Source organism: Luteibacter aegosomatissinici (assembly GCF_023078495.1).
GTDB lineage: Bacteria > Pseudomonadota > Gammaproteobacteria > Xanthomonadales > Rhodanobacteraceae > Luteibacter > Luteibacter aegosomatissinici.
This window is the reverse complement of record NZ_CP095742.1, coordinates 2,533,952-2,548,451: the sequence shown is the minus strand read 5'-3', so window position 1 is coordinate 2,548,451 and position 14,500 is coordinate 2,533,952. Positions and strand designations below refer to the sequence as shown.

Here is a 14,500-nt window from a genome sequence, read left to right as displayed (position 1 = left end):
CGCCGGCCTTCCCGGGTCGTTGCGCTGGATCAGCCGAGCGACTTGCGCAACTTGCTGTGCGCGTAGCCGTAGCCGAAGTAGATGAGCTGACCGATGATGATCCAGCCCACCATCAGGCGCCAATGCTCTTCAAACGCCTGCCAGAATAGGTAGATGCAGGCGAGCGCGCCCAGGATCGAGATCGGCCATACCATCGGCACGCGGAAGCTGCGCTTCAGGTCCGGGCGGGTGTAACGCAGGATCAGGATGCCGATGCACACGGTGGCAAACGCGAGCAGGGTGCCCATCGATACCAGTTCGCCAAGCACGCTGACCGGGAACAGGCCGGCCATGGCGGCCGCGGCAACGCCGACGATGATGGTGCCGAGATACGGCGTACGGAACTTCGGGTGCACCTTGGCCATGCCCTGCGGCAGCAGGCCATCGCGCGCCATCGAGAAGAAGATGCGCGGCAGGCCCATCAGCATCACCAGGATCACCGACGAGAGGCCCGTGATGGCGCCCACCACCACGATGAACTTCAGCCAGGACAGGTGCGGGTACAGGCCCAGGGCGGTAGCGACCGGCTCCGGCGTGTTCAGGATGCGGAACGGCGCGATGCCGGTAAGCACCAGGGCCACGGCGATGTACAGCACGGTGCAGATGGCGAGCGAGCCGAGGATGCCGATCGGCATGTCGCGCTGCGGGTTCTTGGCTTCACCGGCGGCGGTGGAGACCGCATCGAAGCCCACGTAGGAGAAGAACACGATGGTGGCGGCACGGAAGATACCGCTCCAGCCGAACACGCCTTCGCCTTCGTTCGGCGGAATGAACGGGTGCCAGTTCGCCGGGTTCACGACCTTGATGGCGAACGCGAGGAACAGCAGGATGACCGTGACCTTGATGGTGACGATGATCGAGTTCACGAACGCGGACTGCGTGATGCCCACGTAGCACAGGCCCGACAGCGCGGCGATGATGATGACCGCCGGCAGGTTGATGAGCGCGCCGGTTGCCTGGATGTGGCCTTCGACGAACTGGAACGGCGCCGAGGACAACGTGCTGGGCAGCGTGATGTCGCTACCGATCAGGCCGCCGATCAGCCCGAGCAGTTCGTTGAAGTAGCCGGACCAGCCCGCCGCCACCGTGGCGGCCGCGAACAGGTATTCCAGGACGAGGTTCCAGCCGACGAACCAGGCGACGTATTCGCCGAGGGTGGCATAAGAATAGGAGTAGGCGCTGCCCGAGACCGGCAGCATGGCTGCGAACTCGGCGTAGCAAAGGCCGGCCAGTGCACAGGCGAAGCCGGCGATGATGAAGCTGATGACGAGGGCGGGGCCGGCGTGCATCGCGGCCGCCTGGCCGGTGATGACGAAAATACCCGCACCGATCACGGCGCCGATGCCCAGCAGGATCAGGTGCTTTGCGGTGAGGACGCGCTTGAGGCCCGCATCGCCATGGGCGCCGGTTTCAATATGCTCGCCTGCATCGACGTGCGGCGCGGCCTCGATGGGATGCGTCGCGAAAAGGTGTTTCAACATGTGTCTCCCCTACTGCCGGAAGTGCTCTTTATTATTGGGACCGCCGTGGCAGCCATGGAACGCCGCCCCCGGTGAGTCGGCACGGCACCATAGCCCAGCGGGGCACGGCCGTACAAGCTGCATTGCGAGGCCTTCCAAGGCCTTGCACGGAGGGCGGCGGAAGTCACCATGACTTACGGCGGTTGTGATGGAACGGGTGCGGTGTGTCAGAACACCATATTGAGTGCAGCCTGCGGTGCGACGTACGCGGGCGCATTGCGGCCTGCGACCGTGAACTGCACGCCGGCGATGAGGCCGAGGGTGGGGCTGACGTGGTATTCCACCGCCGGCGCGAGACTCAGGTCCTCGCTGGGTTTGTGGTCGCGGTGCCCGTAGTGCTGATTGCCGTCGCGGCCGGCCACATGCACGGTGCCGGTGCGGTTGAAGATCGCTTCGCCCACCAGTACCCACTGGCCGTTGAGCGCGTATTCGGCGGCCACGGATGCGTTCCATGCCTGCCCCTGGCGGACCGTTCCATGGAAGCCTCGGCTGGTGCCGTAGACGCTGGGGCCGTGCACATGGATGCGGCCGGGCGATGGGCTCCACGCGACCTGGCCGCGCCAGCGCAGGGCCTGGCCATGACCAAGCGGCTGCAGCTTCTGCACGCCGTAGGCCAGCGTGGTACGGGCCACGCCACTGCCGAGTCCGTTCATCGGATTGGTATTGAGGTGGTGGTACTGCCCCGTAGGCAAACGCTGCGCGATCGAAACGGCAGAGACCCAGCCCGTGCCGTCCGCGCCGGGCCCCGTCAGGCGCTGCTGGACCCTCACGGCCGTATCGCCCATGCGCAAACCATCGGTGTGGCCGCTGTGCGTGGAGGTGCGGGCTGCGCTGAGCGTGAGTTGCACGGCGGTCGAATCGCCCAGGCCGTAAATCATGGGCAGCGCCACGTGCCACTGGCGGGCATGCTCGGGCAGCGTGTGGCGCGTGCCCGCATTGCCGTAAGCGGCGCGTGCATTGGTATAGATGAGGTATGGCTCGATGTTGAGCATCCCGGCGGGGAGCGTGTTGACCGCCGGCGTGGCGAGGGGCCCGGTGAAATTCAGGGCCGGTTGATCGGTGCTGGCGAAGGTGGTGGCTGGGACAAGGGCCAACAGGCCGAAAAGGCGGGCGGTGTGGCGAGGTGAACGCGGTGACATGCGCGGCTCCATGCATGGGGCAGCCGTATGGCTGCGGGAAGGTCGGTGCGCTCCTTGCGCACCCAGCCATGCTAGGGAGGGCCGGATAGCCGGCGACATCGGATTTGTCTGAAAATTGCGTGCGAAAATACGCTCACGTTCAATCGGAATTCCCTGATGGATCCTTCGTTCGCTCCCCTTGCCTCCGCCCTGGCGGCTTACGCACACCACCATCCAGACGAGGCTGACGTCGCGCATTTCAGCCAATGGCTCGCCACCCAGGCGCAACCGTTCCACCGCGAAACGCTCGCAGGGCATTTCACGGGCTCGGCATGGCTGGTGAGTGCGGATGGGCAGCGCGTGCTGCTGATGCACCACCGCAAACTGCAACGCTGGTTGCAGCCGGGCGGCCACGCCGATGGCGAGGCGAATCTCGCAGGTGTCGCGCTACGGGAGGCGGAGGAAGAAACAGGGCTGACCGACCTGGAAGTGCTGCCGCATCTGTTCGATATCGACCGGCACGTCATCCCCGCTCGCGGGGCTGAGCCGGCGCACTGGCATTTCGACGCGCGCTACGTGGTGGTGGCACGTGGTTCGGAGGATTTCGCAGCGAACGAGGAATCGCTGGGCCTGGCCTGGCGCCAGGTCGCCGACATAGCCACGGATGAGGCGAGCGACGAGTCGCTGCGACGCATGGCCCGCAAGTGGCTGGCCCGCTAGTGCGGTGGTAGGCGGGCCTTACGCCTCGGCGTAGCGGGCGGGTGCCGGGTGTACGGTGCCGCAGTTGGGGCAGGTGCGGGCTTGTTCGTCGCGGTAGAAGGTATCGAATACCGGCGGGAAGTCCGATTCGATGCTCTTCAGTTCGAAGTAGCGATCGAAAAGCTTCGTATTGCACTTCTCGCAGAACCACATGAGCCCGTCACGCTCGCCGTTGACCCGGCGCCGTTCGATCACGAGGCCCACCGAGTTGGGCATGCGCTGGGGGGAGTGTGGTACGCGCGCCGGTAGATAAAACACCTGGCCGGCCCGAATCGGGATATCTTTCGCCACCCCATCGTCCTGCACCTTGAGCACCATCTCGCCTTCGAGCTGGTAGAAGAACTCGGGCCCTTCATCGTAGTGGTAATCGGTGCGCGCGTTCGGGCCGCCGACGATCATGATGATGAAATCGCCATCCACGATGCACTTGTTGCCGACGGGGGGCTTGAGCAGGGCGCGGTGCTCGTCGATCCAGCGCTGCAAATCGATGGGAGGCGTGAGGCTCATGCGGAAGGCTTCGTGGAGGTGTCGAGGGATGATACTCCCGCACAGGGTCTTCCCGGCGGCCGCGCCGTGTCGTACAACGACCCTCCGTTTCGTCAGGATTCCCTTACATGGCGTCGTGGTACCACGCCCGCCAAGCCGCTCCCACGCCCCGTCCTGCGCCGCAAGGCAAGCGGGAAGCGGCGGTCGTCGTCGTGGGTGGGGGCTTTGCCGGCCTGAACACCGCGCTGGGCCTGGTGGCCCGTGGCGTCCGCGATGTGGTCTTGCTTGAGGCGCAGACGATCGGCTTTGGGGCATCAGGCCGTAACGGGGGATTCGTCTTTGCGGGGTATTCGTTGGGCGAACGCGCCCTGCTGAACACCCTGGGCGAGCCGCACGCCCGGGATCTGTACGGCCGGACCGTATCCGCGGTGAACCTGATCCGCCAGCGCATCGCCACGCTGGGCATTGAATGCGACATGGTGGATGCCGGAGTCGTGTGGGCCAACTGGTTCCGCGATGCAAACCTGCTCCGCGCGCGGCAGGAACTCCTTGCCGAGTGCTATGGCTCGGAGTGGCAGTGGATTCCTGCCGATGCCATGCATGCGTTCGTGCACAGCCCGCGGTACCACGATGGCCTGTACGAGCGAAACGCGTTCCACATCGATCCGCTGGCGTACGCACGTGGCCTGGCCCAGGCGGCGGAGGCCGCCGGCGTATCCATCCATGAGGGCTCGCGCGTGCGTATGCTGGAGCGCCGCGGTCCACGCTGGCTGCTGCGGATCGGCGATGCGGAGATCGAAACCCCGAACGTCGTGCTGGCGTGCGGCGGTTACCTGGCGGGCCTCGATCGGGAGATCGATCGTGCGGTATTGCCGATCGCCACCTACGTCATGGTCACGGAGCCGCTCGGTCCTCGGCTCGCCGAGTGCCTGCGGACGCAAGCAGCCATTTATGACACGCGCTTTGCGTTCGACTATTACCGGCCCCTGCCGGACACGCGGCTGCTCTGGGGTGGGCGCATTTCGGTACGTGACCGCAGCCCGCGCGCCGTGCAGAAGCTGCTTACCCGCGACCTGGCGAAGGTGTTCCCTTCATTGAAAGGCGTGAAGGTGGAGCACGCGTGGTCGGGCCTCATGAGCTACGCCCGGCATGAGATGCCGCAAGTCGGAACGCACGGTAATGGCCTCTGGTATGCACAGGCGTTCGGTGGCCATGGCCTGGCACCCACCTGCGCGGCCGGCGAGACGCTGGCCGATGCCATCGCTTCGGGCGAGAAATCCGTACCGGCGTATGCGGCGTTCGGCCTGGAGCCGGTGCACCGGCCCTTCGGTTACCTGGCGGCGCAGGGAACGTACTGGAAGATGGAGCTGGCCGACTGGTTCAAGTCGCGTCTGGAAGGTTAGCCAAGCCATCGTCGGGGCGCGCTTGCGCGCGATCCCGGTTTCCGCGAGCGCCCATCGCGCACAAGCGCGCTCCTACCGTTTCGCGATGCGATCGAGCCACACGATCATGCCCTGTGCATTGAGTTTGATGTCGATCTTGAGCAGCCTGGTGATGTCGTCGGGGCTCATGTCCACGCCGTGCTTTTTCGCCCGGCCCACGTACAGGTCGGCGAACTCGGTGGCGATGCGTGCCTCGCGGTCCGGATCGGCCGCATGCCGCTTCGCGATGGCCACCATGGCATCGATTTGCTCGTGCAGGTCGCGCGCCAGGCGTTTGACGTCCTCCACCCGGTCGTAATGGGTGAGGTACATCGCCTGGGGCTCGTAGCGCATCAGGCGCTCAATCGAGGCATGGGCTTCGTCCGGGTCGAACTGCACCGGGGAGGTGGTGGGGATGATGAATGGCCCGTTCGCCGTATCGAACTCGCGGTAGGACAACCCGAAGATATCGCCGGTGAAGAAGGCGCTGGCACGATCGTCATGGATCGCGATGTGGTGTTTCGCATGGCCCGGCGTATCCAGGCAGAGCAGGGCGCGGCCTGCCAGGTCGACGACGAAGCCGTCGGTGGCCTCGATGACGCGATCCCCGGGTACCGGCACGATGGTGCCGTAGTCGCGACGCACAGCCTCTTCACCGTAGACGCCCGCTGCGCCGGCGATCAGTACGGAAGGATCGATCATGTGCCGCGCACCGCGCGGGTGTACTGCGAGCATGGCGTTCGGCAGATGTCGCATCAACTCGCCAGCGCCGCCGGCGTGGTCCAGGTGGACGTGGGTGAGGATTACCCAATCGATATCCGCAGGCTTCAGGTCGGCCGCCTGGATCGCATCCAGGAAGCGCGGCACGGAGTGCGTTGTTCCGCTATCGATGATGGCGCCGCGCCCGTGTTCCACCACCAGGTAGGCGGCGTCGAACGCGGGGCGGCCGAAGCCGGTGTCGATGGTGTGGATACCGTGCATGGGCCGGAGCCTACCGCCGATGGGTTCACCATGCATCTGTAGGAGCGCGCTTGCACGCGATGGCGGGCTGGCCGCCTGCCGGCGGATGGCGCGCAAGCGCGCTCCTACAGATTTTGGGCAGTCACCGCGGCTGCGGTGACGTGGGATTGCCGTTTACAGCGCTTCGAAGATACCGGCGGCGCCCATGCCGGTGCCGATGCACATGGTCACCATGCCGTACTTCTGCTTGCGGCGGCGCAGGCCGTGGATCAGCGTGGCCGCGCGGACGGCGCCGGTGGCGCCCAGCGGGTGGCCGAGGGCGATGGCACCGCCCAGCGGGTTCACCTTCGACGGATCCAGGCCGAGGTCACGGATGACCGCCAGCGCCTGGGCCGCGAAGGCCTCGTTGAGCTCGATCCAGTCCAACTGGTCCTGGGTGATGCCGGTCTGCTTGAGCGCCTTGGGAATCGCTTCCTTCGGGCCGATGCCCATGATGTCCGGTGCCACGCCGGCCACCGAAAAACCGACAAAGCGGGCGAGCGGCGTCAGGCCGTAGTCCTTGATCGCCTTCTCCGAGGCGAGCAGCAGGGCGCCGGCACCGTCGGACATCTGCGAGGAGTTGCCCGCGGTGACCGAGCCGCCGAACTGGCCGTTACGGAACACCGGGCGCAGCTTGCCGAGCACCTCGAGCGACGTGTCGGCGCGCGGGCCTTCGTCGATCGAGATGATGCGGCGGTCTTCCTTCACCGTGCGGTTCTTCAGGTCCGGGTAGCGGTCATCGAGCTGGAACGGGGTGATCTCGTCCTTGAATTCGCCGTTCTGGATGGCAGCCAGTGCCTTCTGGTGCGACTGCAGGGCGAACGCATCCTGGTCCTCGCGGCTGACCTTCCAGCGCTCGGCCACCTTCTCGGCGGTGATGCCCATGCCGAAGGCGATGGCGCGGTTTTCGTCGTTCTCGAAGATCGCGGGGTTCATCGCGATCTTGTGGCCCATCATCGGCACCATGCTCATCGATTCGGTGCCGCCGGCCAGCATCAGGTTGGCTTCGCCCAGGCGGATGCGGTCGGCGGCCATGGCAATAGCCTGCACGCCGGAGGAGCAGAAGCGGTTGATGGTGACGCCCGGCACCTGCTCGGGCAGGCCGGCCAGCAGCACGCCGATGCGTGCCACGTTCATGCCTTGCTCGGCCTCGGGCATGGCGCAGCCGATGATCGCGTCCGCGATCAGGGCCGGGTCGATTCCGGGCGCCTGCTCCATGACGCCACGGATCACGTGGGCGAGCAGGTCATCGGGGCGGGTGTTGCGGAATACGCCGCGCGGCGCCTTGCCAACCGGTGTGCGGGTGGCGGCGACGATGTAGGCGTCTTGCACTTGCTTGCTCATGGGGTGGTTCCTGATAAGTGGGCAGGTCGTTGGCTAGAGCGCGGGTCGCGTCAGTTACGCAGCGGCTTGCCGGTCGTCATCGTGTGGGCGATACGGGCCTGGGTCTTTTCGGTCTGGGCCAGCTCGACGAAGTGCTTGCGCTCCAGGGCGAGCAGCCACTCTTCATCCACGGCGGAGCCGCGCTCGATCCGGCCGCCCGAAAGCGTGTCGGCGATGCGGCTGGCGATGTTGATGTCGTGCGGCGAGGCGAAGTAACCCTCGGCCATGTTCGCCAGGTTGGCCTTGAACGTGGCCGTGCTGGTATCGCCCGCAGCCGGGATGGCGCGCGCCGGCATCGGTGGGCGGTAGCCGGATTCGGCCATCGCCCGTGCCTGGGCCTTCGCTACGTGCAGCAGTTCGTAGGCGTTGAAGACCACGATGTCTTCCTTGCGCAGCAGGCCGAGGGTCTTGGCCTCGAGTGCGCTGGTCGATACCTTGGCCATGGCGACGGTCTCGAACACCTTCTTCAGGTATTCGAACGGATCTTCCGGGTTGGCCTGCGCAGCGCGCACCGCCAGCTCCTTCAGTCCACCACCCGCCGGGAGCAGGCCGACGCCCGCCTCGACGAGGCCGATGTAGCTCTCCAGCGCCGCGACCGTGCGGGCCGAATGCATCTGGAACTCGCAGCCGCCACCCAGGGCAAGGCCACGCACGGCCGCCACGACCGGTACCAGCGAGTACTTGATGCGCATGCTGGTGGCCTGGAAGTTCGCCACCATCGCTTCGAACTCAGCCAGCTTGCCCGCCTGCAGCAGGCCCAGCGCGCCCTTGAGATCGGCACCTGCCGAGAACGGCTCCGAGGGCTGCCAAAGCACCACGCCGCGGAACTGCTGCTCCGCCAGGCCGATGGCGTGCTGGATACCGTCGAGCACGTGGTCGTTCACCGTGTGCATCTTGGTCTTGAACGAGATCACGCCGATGTCGTCGCCGCTGGTCCACAGGCGCACGCCATCGTTCTCCCACACCGTGGTGCCCTGGTCGAACTTTTCACCGAGGATCGGATCCGGGAACGCCTGGCGGGCGTAGACCGGGTGGGTGGAGCGCGGCTTGTCGGCGTTGGCGCTGGCCGAGTACGAGCCGGCCTTGCCGTGCACGCCGGTGCGGCCGTCGGTCACCCATGCCGGCAGCGGGGCGCTGCTCATGGTCTTGCCGGCGGCGATATCTTCCGCGATCCAGCCTGCGATCTGTTGCCAGCCAGCCGACTGCCAGATCTCGAAGGGACCCAGCTTCCAGCCGTAACCCCAGCGGATGGCGAAGTCGACATCACGCGCGGTCTCGGCGATATCGGCCAGGTGGAAGGCGGTGTAATGGAACAGGTCGCGGAACACGGCCCACAGGAACTGCGCCTGCGGATCGGCGGAGGCACGCAGCTTCGCGAACTTCTCGGCCGGATCCTTGATCGCGAGGATGGCGGCGACTTCATCGGAGGCCTTGCCTTCGGATGGGCGGTAATCCTGCTTCTGCAGGTCGAGCACCACGATGTCCTTGCCGGCCTTGCGGTAGAAGCCCGCGCCGGTCTTCTGGCCGAGGGCGCCCTTGTCGATCAGGCCCTTCAGCCACACCGGCGGCTGGAAGTACTTGTGCCACGGGTCATCGGGCAGGGTATCGCCCATGGTCTTGACCACGTGGGCGAGCGTATCCAGGCCCACCACATCGGCGGTGCGGAACGTAGCGCTCTTCGGGCGGCCGATGGCCGGGCCGGTCAGGGCATCGACGGTGTCGAAGCCCAGGCCGAACTGCTCGGTGTGGAACATGGTCGACAGCATCGAAAAGACGCCGATGCGGTTGCCGATGAAGTTCGGGGTGTCCTTGGCGTACACCACGCCCTTGCCCAGGGTGGTGGTGAGGAATGCCTCAAGCCCTTCGAGGACGGCACCATCGGTCAGCCGGGTCGGGATCAGCTCCACCAGGTGCATGTAGCGCGGCGGGTTGAAGAAATGCACGCCGGTGAAGCGGTGGCGCATCTCTTCCGGCAGTGCCTCGGCCAGGCCATTGATCGACAGGCCGGACGTGTTGCTGGCCAGCACGGCGGTCTTCGACACGTGCGGCGCGATCTTCTGGTACAGGTCCAGCTTCCAGTCCATGCGCTCGGCGATCGCCTCGATCACCAGGTCCACATCGGCCAGCTGGGCCAGGTCGTCTTCGTAGTTGGCAGGGATGATCGCGGCGCCCAGCGACTTCTCAGCCAGCGGGGCCGGCGAGAGCTTGGCCAGGTTGGCAATGGCCTTGAGGGCGATACCGCTCTTCGGACCTTCCTTGGCGGGCAGGTCGAACAGGACGGTTTCCACGTTGGCGTTCGTCAGGTGCGCGGCAATCTGCGCGCCCATGACGCCGGCGCCGAGTACCGCGGCCTTGCGAATGCGTAGCGGTGTTGCGGTCATGGTGATCTCCAGGGTGCAAATAGTCGTCCCGGCCAGCTCAGCGGCTGGCCGGGGCGTTCGAAACGGATGGGTTGCGCATGCCGGCGGCGGCGAACTGGATAAGGTGTTCGGCGGCGGCTTCGCGGTGGTCGCGCTCGGCGACATCGCTCTTGCGCTGGATGATGCCGAAGTCGGCCATGGCGTAGGTCAGCGCGCCGGTCACGATATCCAGGCGCCAGTAGATGTCTTCCTTGGCCAGCCCAGGCAGCAGGCGGGCGAATTCGCTGGCGAACTGGCGCAGGATGTGGCCGTAGTTCTCGGAGAGGAACCGGCGCAGGGTCTCGTTGTGCTCGGCGTAGGCCCGGGCCAGCACGCGGACGAACGCGGCGCCGCCGCCGTCGGTGCGCGACAGGTCCAGCGCAGGCCGTATGTAGGCGTCCAGGACATCCTCCAGCGAGGTGTCTTCCTTGCCGGCGAGACGGTGCAGCGCGGCCAGGCGGCGGCTGTTCAGCTCGTCCAGGCGGCGGCGGAACACCTCTTCGATGAGCTTGTCCTTGGAGCCGAAATGGTAGTTCACCGCGGCCAGGTTCACCCGGGCGGCGGCGGTGACCTGGCGGAGCGAGGCCCCGGCAAACCCGTGGGTGGCAAACAGGGCCTCGGCGGCGCCCAGGATCCGTTCCTTCGTACTGCGCTCACGTGAGGCATAAGGGGCAGGGGTCATGGCGGGCCACTCCGGCGGGGTCAGTTTGAATCAAACGATCGTTTGAGAATACGCCTGCCCTGATTTGGTGGTCAATGTGCGCTGCACAAGCCTGCAATCAGCTTGCGAATGAGCTAGAATCCGTCAAGAATTCGTGAGCTAAGTCAGTCATTCCTGACGGCTTTGCCATCAAACTTTCACCGGGCGTCCTGACGGGCCTCGGCATTATCTGTTTCTTCAATCCTTTCCCGGAGTACCCGTATGGCGCTGGAGCGCACCCTTTCGATCATCAAGCCGGACGCCGTCAAGAAGAACGTCATTGGCGAAATCCTGGCCCGTTTTGAAAAGGCCGGCCTCAAGATCGTGGCCGCCAAGATGAAGCAGCTGACCCGCGAAGAGGCCGAAGGCTTCTACGCCGTCCACAAGGAGCGTCCGTTCTTCGGCGCGCTGGTCGAGTTCATGATCTCCGGCCCGGTGATGATCCAGGCGCTGGAAGGCGAAGGCGCGGTGCTCAAGAACCGTGACCTCATGGGCGCCACCAACCCGAAGGAAGCGGCTGCCGGCACCATCCGCGCCGACTTCGCCGAGTCGATCGATGCCAACGCCGTCCATGGCTCGGATTCGCTCGAGAACGCCGCCAACGAAATTAAGTACTTCTTCAACGACTCGGACGTCGTTTCGCACTGAGAACTGCCGTGAATACGCCTGCCGACAAGGTCAACCTGCTCGACTTCGATCGCCAGGGCCTGCGCGATTTCTTCGCCAGCCTGGGTGAGAAGCCGTACCGCGCGGACCAGGTCATGAAGTGGATCTACCACCGTCTCGAAGACAAGTTCGAGAACATGACCGATGTCGGCAAGGCCCTTCGCGAAAAGCTCAATGCCAGCTGCTATGTCGGGCCGCCGTCCACCGTGTTCGAAAAGGGCGCGGTCGACGGTACCCACAAGTGGCTGCTCGGCATGGATGGCGGCAACGCCATCGAGACCGTGTATATCCCGGAGCCCACCCGCGGCACGCTGTGCGTGTCCTCCCAGGTGGGCTGCGCCCTGAACTGCCAGTTCTGCTCCACGGCAACGCAGGGTTTTTCCCGCAACCTGTCGACGGCCGAGATCATTGGCCAGATGTGGGTGGCGGCCAAATTCCTGGGCAACGTCACGCACCAGCAGCGCCGCATCACCAACGTGGTGATGATGGGCATGGGCGAGCCGCTGCTCAATTTCGATAACGTGGTGAAGGCCATGAGCCTGATGCGCGATGACCTGGGCTTCGGCCTGGCCAGCAAGCGCGTCACGCTTTCCACGGCGGGCCTGGTGCCCATGATCGACAAGCTCTCGGCCGAGAGCGATGTCTCGCTGGCCGTGTCGCTGCACGCGGCCAACGATGAACTGCGGACCGAACTCGTGCCGCTGAACAAGCGCTACAACCTGGCCGAGCTGGCCGGGGCGTGCGAGCGCTACATCCGCCGCGCGCCGCGCACGACCATCACGTTCGAGTACACCCTTATGAAGGGTGTGAACGACCGCCCCGAGCATGCGCGCCAGCTGATCAAGTTCATGCGCCGCCTGCCGGGTGCCAACAAGGTCAACCTCATTCCGTTCAATCCGTTCCCGGGCACGCGCTTCGAGCGCTCCGAGCCGGAAGAAATCCGCGCGTTCCAGACCCAGTTGTTGAACGCCGGTGTGCTTACCATGCTGCGCCGCACCCGCGGCGACGATATCGATGCCGCCTGTGGCCAGCTGAAGGGGCAGGTGGTGGACCGTACCCGCCGGCAGGCGGAGTTCCGCAAGAAACTCGAGGAAGGGGTAGTGAATGCGGCTTGAGCGGTGGGGGATGCTGGCGGCGCTCGCGATGGCGTGCGCTGGCTGCGTGACGACCGGTGGTGATGGCCCCGGCGCGCGGCTGAAGCAGGACACCAAGGCGGATGAGCGCCGGCACGGCGCTGAAGTCCATACCGATCTGGGCACGAAGTACATGGAGCAGGGCAACCTTGAGGGTGCCATGGACAAGCTCAACAAGGCCGTGCAGTTCGACCCCACCTACGCCCCGGCGCATACCGTGCTCGGCGTGCTTTACGAGCGCATCAACGATCCGGCGAATGCCGAAGTCCAGTACCGCAAGGCGGTAGAGCTCGACCCGAAGAAGGGCGATGCGAACAACAACCTGGCCGTTTTCCTGTGCAAGCAGGGTCGTGCCGCCGACGCCAAGCCTTATTTTGATCGCGCGCTTGCCGATCCCTTCTACGCCACGCCCGATGTCGCGCTATCGAATGCCGGCACGTGCGAAATGAAGGCCCAGGATTACGGCGCCGCCGAGGTTTATCTGCGCAAGGCGCTCGATCGCAATCCGAAGAACCCGGACGCCCTGTTTCAAATGGCGAACGTGTTGTACCTTAAGAACGATGCATTTCGGGCAAGGGCATTTCTCCAGCGTTTCGACGCGCTGGGCGTGGCCAGCCCCGATGCGTTGAAGCTCGGTCACGATATCGAGCTCCGTCTGGGCAACGGGGAGGTTGCCCAGGACTATGCCAAACGCCTGCGTGAAAAGTTCCCGGATTCGGAACCCGCGCACGCTCTCGAAGCCACTGCACGTCAATGACCACTGCATCGTCGAATTCCAACGGTCGCGACGGACGCGAACAGGATCTGTTCGCCGGCATCGAGCCCTTTAAACACAGGGAGGACGCCATGGACCCGCAGACTGATTCCCAGGCCGCCGATGGTGGCCGCGTCCTGATCGATCACGCGCACGAGGACCATTTCGGGTCCCGCCTGCGTGCCGCGCGCGAGGCGCGTGGCTACACCATCGAGGCATGTGGCCAGGCCCTGCGCCTGCCTGTGCGCCTGCTGCGCCAGCTTGAGGCCGGCGAGTACGGTGGTATCGATTACCAGGTTTACCTCAGTGGCTACCTGACCAAGTACGGTCGCCACGTCGGCGTGGATGACGAGGCCATCAAGGCCGAGCTGTCGCGCCTGGCGCCGGCCCAGCGCCAGCCCGACCTGGTGGTCACGGGTGGTGTGTCGCACTCGCGCTACCTGCTCGAGCGCTATGTCACGGCCGCGACCTATGTCGTGCTCACCGCGATCATCGTGGTGCCCATGGTGTGGCTGGGCGTGCGTGGCACGCTCGATCGCGACATGCCGCGCCTTGCGCCGCTGGATGCCACGCCGGTGGCCCAGCAGGATGCCCCGGCGGCTTCCTCGAGCAGCGCCACGGTGATCGCATCGGCGGCGCAGCCGCAGGCCGCTACGCCGGCTGAAGCGCATCCGGAAGACCAGCAGCCCGTGCTGGCGAGCATGGCCATGTTCCCGCCGCTGGACCACAGTGCGTCGAAGACCCCGCTGGCTACCAGCGCGGCCGCCCCGGCGGCAGCGGTTGCTGGCCAGGGGGGCCACGACCTGACGCTCAACCTCCCGGCGGCCAGCTGGGTGGAAGTGACCGATGCCGCGGGCCAGCGCCTTGAGTACGGCATCCTTCCTGCCGGTACGCAGAAGTCGTACCACAGCGATAGCGCCCTCGATGTGCGTATCGGTAATGCCAACGGGGCCCAGGCCTCGGTGGATGGTCAGCCGGTGCCCATCGAAACCTTCCGCCGCGCCAACGTCGCCCGTTTCCGGGTGGATGTGCGTGATGGCAAGGCCGCGCCGGTCGCCTACTGATTGACCCGGCGCCGCCTTGCGGCGCTTTTCGGGTATCCTTGCCTATTGATCCGCGCGGC

At 65.7% G+C, this 14,500-nt stretch carries 13 protein-coding genes; 6 read left to right on the top strand and 7 right to left on the bottom strand.

The genetic code is table 11. The annotated features are described in order from the left end of the window. Positions 1-29: 29 nt before the first annotated feature. Both L2Y97_RS11430 and L2Y97_RS11425 read right to left on the bottom strand, forming a co-directional pair. Positions 30-1,520: an amino acid permease gene (locus L2Y97_RS11430; protein ID WP_247426394.1), complete on the bottom strand. Its 1,491-nt coding sequence runs from the start codon at positions 1,518-1,520 to the stop codon at positions 30-32. 206 nt (positions 1,521-1,726) lie between these two features. Then, positions 1,727-2,698 carry a transporter gene (locus L2Y97_RS11425; protein ID WP_247426392.1) on the bottom strand — a complete coding sequence of 324 codons (972 nt, stop codon included), beginning with the start codon at positions 2,696-2,698 and terminating at the stop codon, positions 1,727-1,729. Between the two features lie 156 nt (positions 2,699-2,854). Between L2Y97_RS11425 and L2Y97_RS11420 the strand changes: the two genes are divergently transcribed. Further along, entirely contained in the window at positions 2,855-3,397 is a 543-nt protein-coding gene (locus L2Y97_RS11420) for an NUDIX hydrolase (RefSeq protein ID WP_247426389.1), read from the top strand. A gap of 18 nt (positions 3,398-3,415) precedes the next feature. On the opposite strand, the gene L2Y97_RS11415 is transcribed toward L2Y97_RS11420, so the two are convergent. Next, positions 3,416-3,943, bottom strand: a complete 528-nt coding sequence (locus L2Y97_RS11415; RefSeq protein ID WP_247426387.1) for a 3-hydroxyanthranilate 3,4-dioxygenase — start codon at positions 3,941-3,943, stop codon at positions 3,416-3,418. Positions 3,944-4,050: 107 nt separating this feature from the next. Between L2Y97_RS11415 and L2Y97_RS11410 the strand changes: the two genes are divergently transcribed. Next, entirely contained in the window at positions 4,051-5,325 is a 1,275-nt protein-coding gene (locus L2Y97_RS11410; protein WP_247426385.1) for an NAD(P)/FAD-dependent oxidoreductase, read from the top strand. Positions 5,326-5,397: 72 nt separating this feature from the next. On the opposite strand, the gene L2Y97_RS11405 is transcribed toward L2Y97_RS11410, so the two are convergent. The 4 genes from L2Y97_RS11405 to L2Y97_RS11390 form a co-directional block, all read right to left on the bottom strand. Further along, positions 5,398-6,324, bottom strand: a complete 927-nt coding sequence (locus L2Y97_RS11405; RefSeq protein WP_247426382.1) for an MBL fold metallo-hydrolase — start codon at positions 6,322-6,324, stop codon at positions 5,398-5,400. A 153-nt stretch (positions 6,325-6,477) separates the two neighbouring features. Beyond that, on the bottom strand, positions 6,478-7,686 hold the full coding sequence (locus L2Y97_RS11400; RefSeq protein WP_247426379.1) for an acetyl-CoA C-acyltransferase: 1,209 nt from the start codon (positions 7,684-7,686) through the stop codon (positions 6,478-6,480). Positions 7,687-7,736: 50 nt separating this feature from the next. Continuing rightward, positions 7,737-10,106, bottom strand: a complete 2,370-nt coding sequence (locus L2Y97_RS11395) for a 3-hydroxyacyl-CoA dehydrogenase/enoyl-CoA hydratase family protein (protein WP_247426376.1) — start codon at positions 10,104-10,106, stop codon at positions 7,737-7,739. Between the two features lie 37 nt (positions 10,107-10,143). Further along, the gene (locus L2Y97_RS11390) at positions 10,144-10,806 is read right to left on the bottom strand and encodes a TetR/AcrR family transcriptional regulator (RefSeq protein WP_247426374.1); all 663 of its coding nucleotides are present in this window, start codon (positions 10,804-10,806) and stop codon (positions 10,144-10,146) included. Positions 10,807-11,046: 240 nt separating this feature from the next. Between L2Y97_RS11390 and ndk the strand changes: the two genes are divergently transcribed. From ndk to L2Y97_RS11370, 4 genes are all read left to right on the top strand, one after another. Beyond that, positions 11,047-11,472: a nucleoside-diphosphate kinase gene (ndk, locus tag L2Y97_RS11385; protein ID WP_247426371.1), complete on the top strand. Its 426-nt coding sequence runs from the start codon at positions 11,047-11,049 to the stop codon at positions 11,470-11,472. A gap of 8 nt (positions 11,473-11,480) precedes the next feature. Further along, positions 11,481-12,605, top strand: coding sequence for a dual-specificity RNA methyltransferase RlmN (rlmN, locus tag L2Y97_RS11380; protein ID WP_247426368.1), 1,125 nt, complete (start codon positions 11,481-11,483; stop codon positions 12,603-12,605). Further along, positions 12,595-13,380, top strand: coding sequence for a type IV pilus biogenesis/stability protein PilW (gene pilW / locus L2Y97_RS11375; protein ID WP_247426365.1), 786 nt, complete (start codon positions 12,595-12,597; stop codon positions 13,378-13,380). Before rlmN ends, pilW begins: the two co-directional genes overlap by 11 nt. A gap of 89 nt (positions 13,381-13,469) precedes the next feature. After that, complete coding sequence (locus L2Y97_RS11370; protein ID WP_247426364.1) at positions 13,470-14,441, top strand: helix-turn-helix domain-containing protein; 972 nt, start codon at positions 13,470-13,472, stop codon at positions 14,439-14,441. Positions 14,442-14,500: the final 59 nt, after the last annotated feature.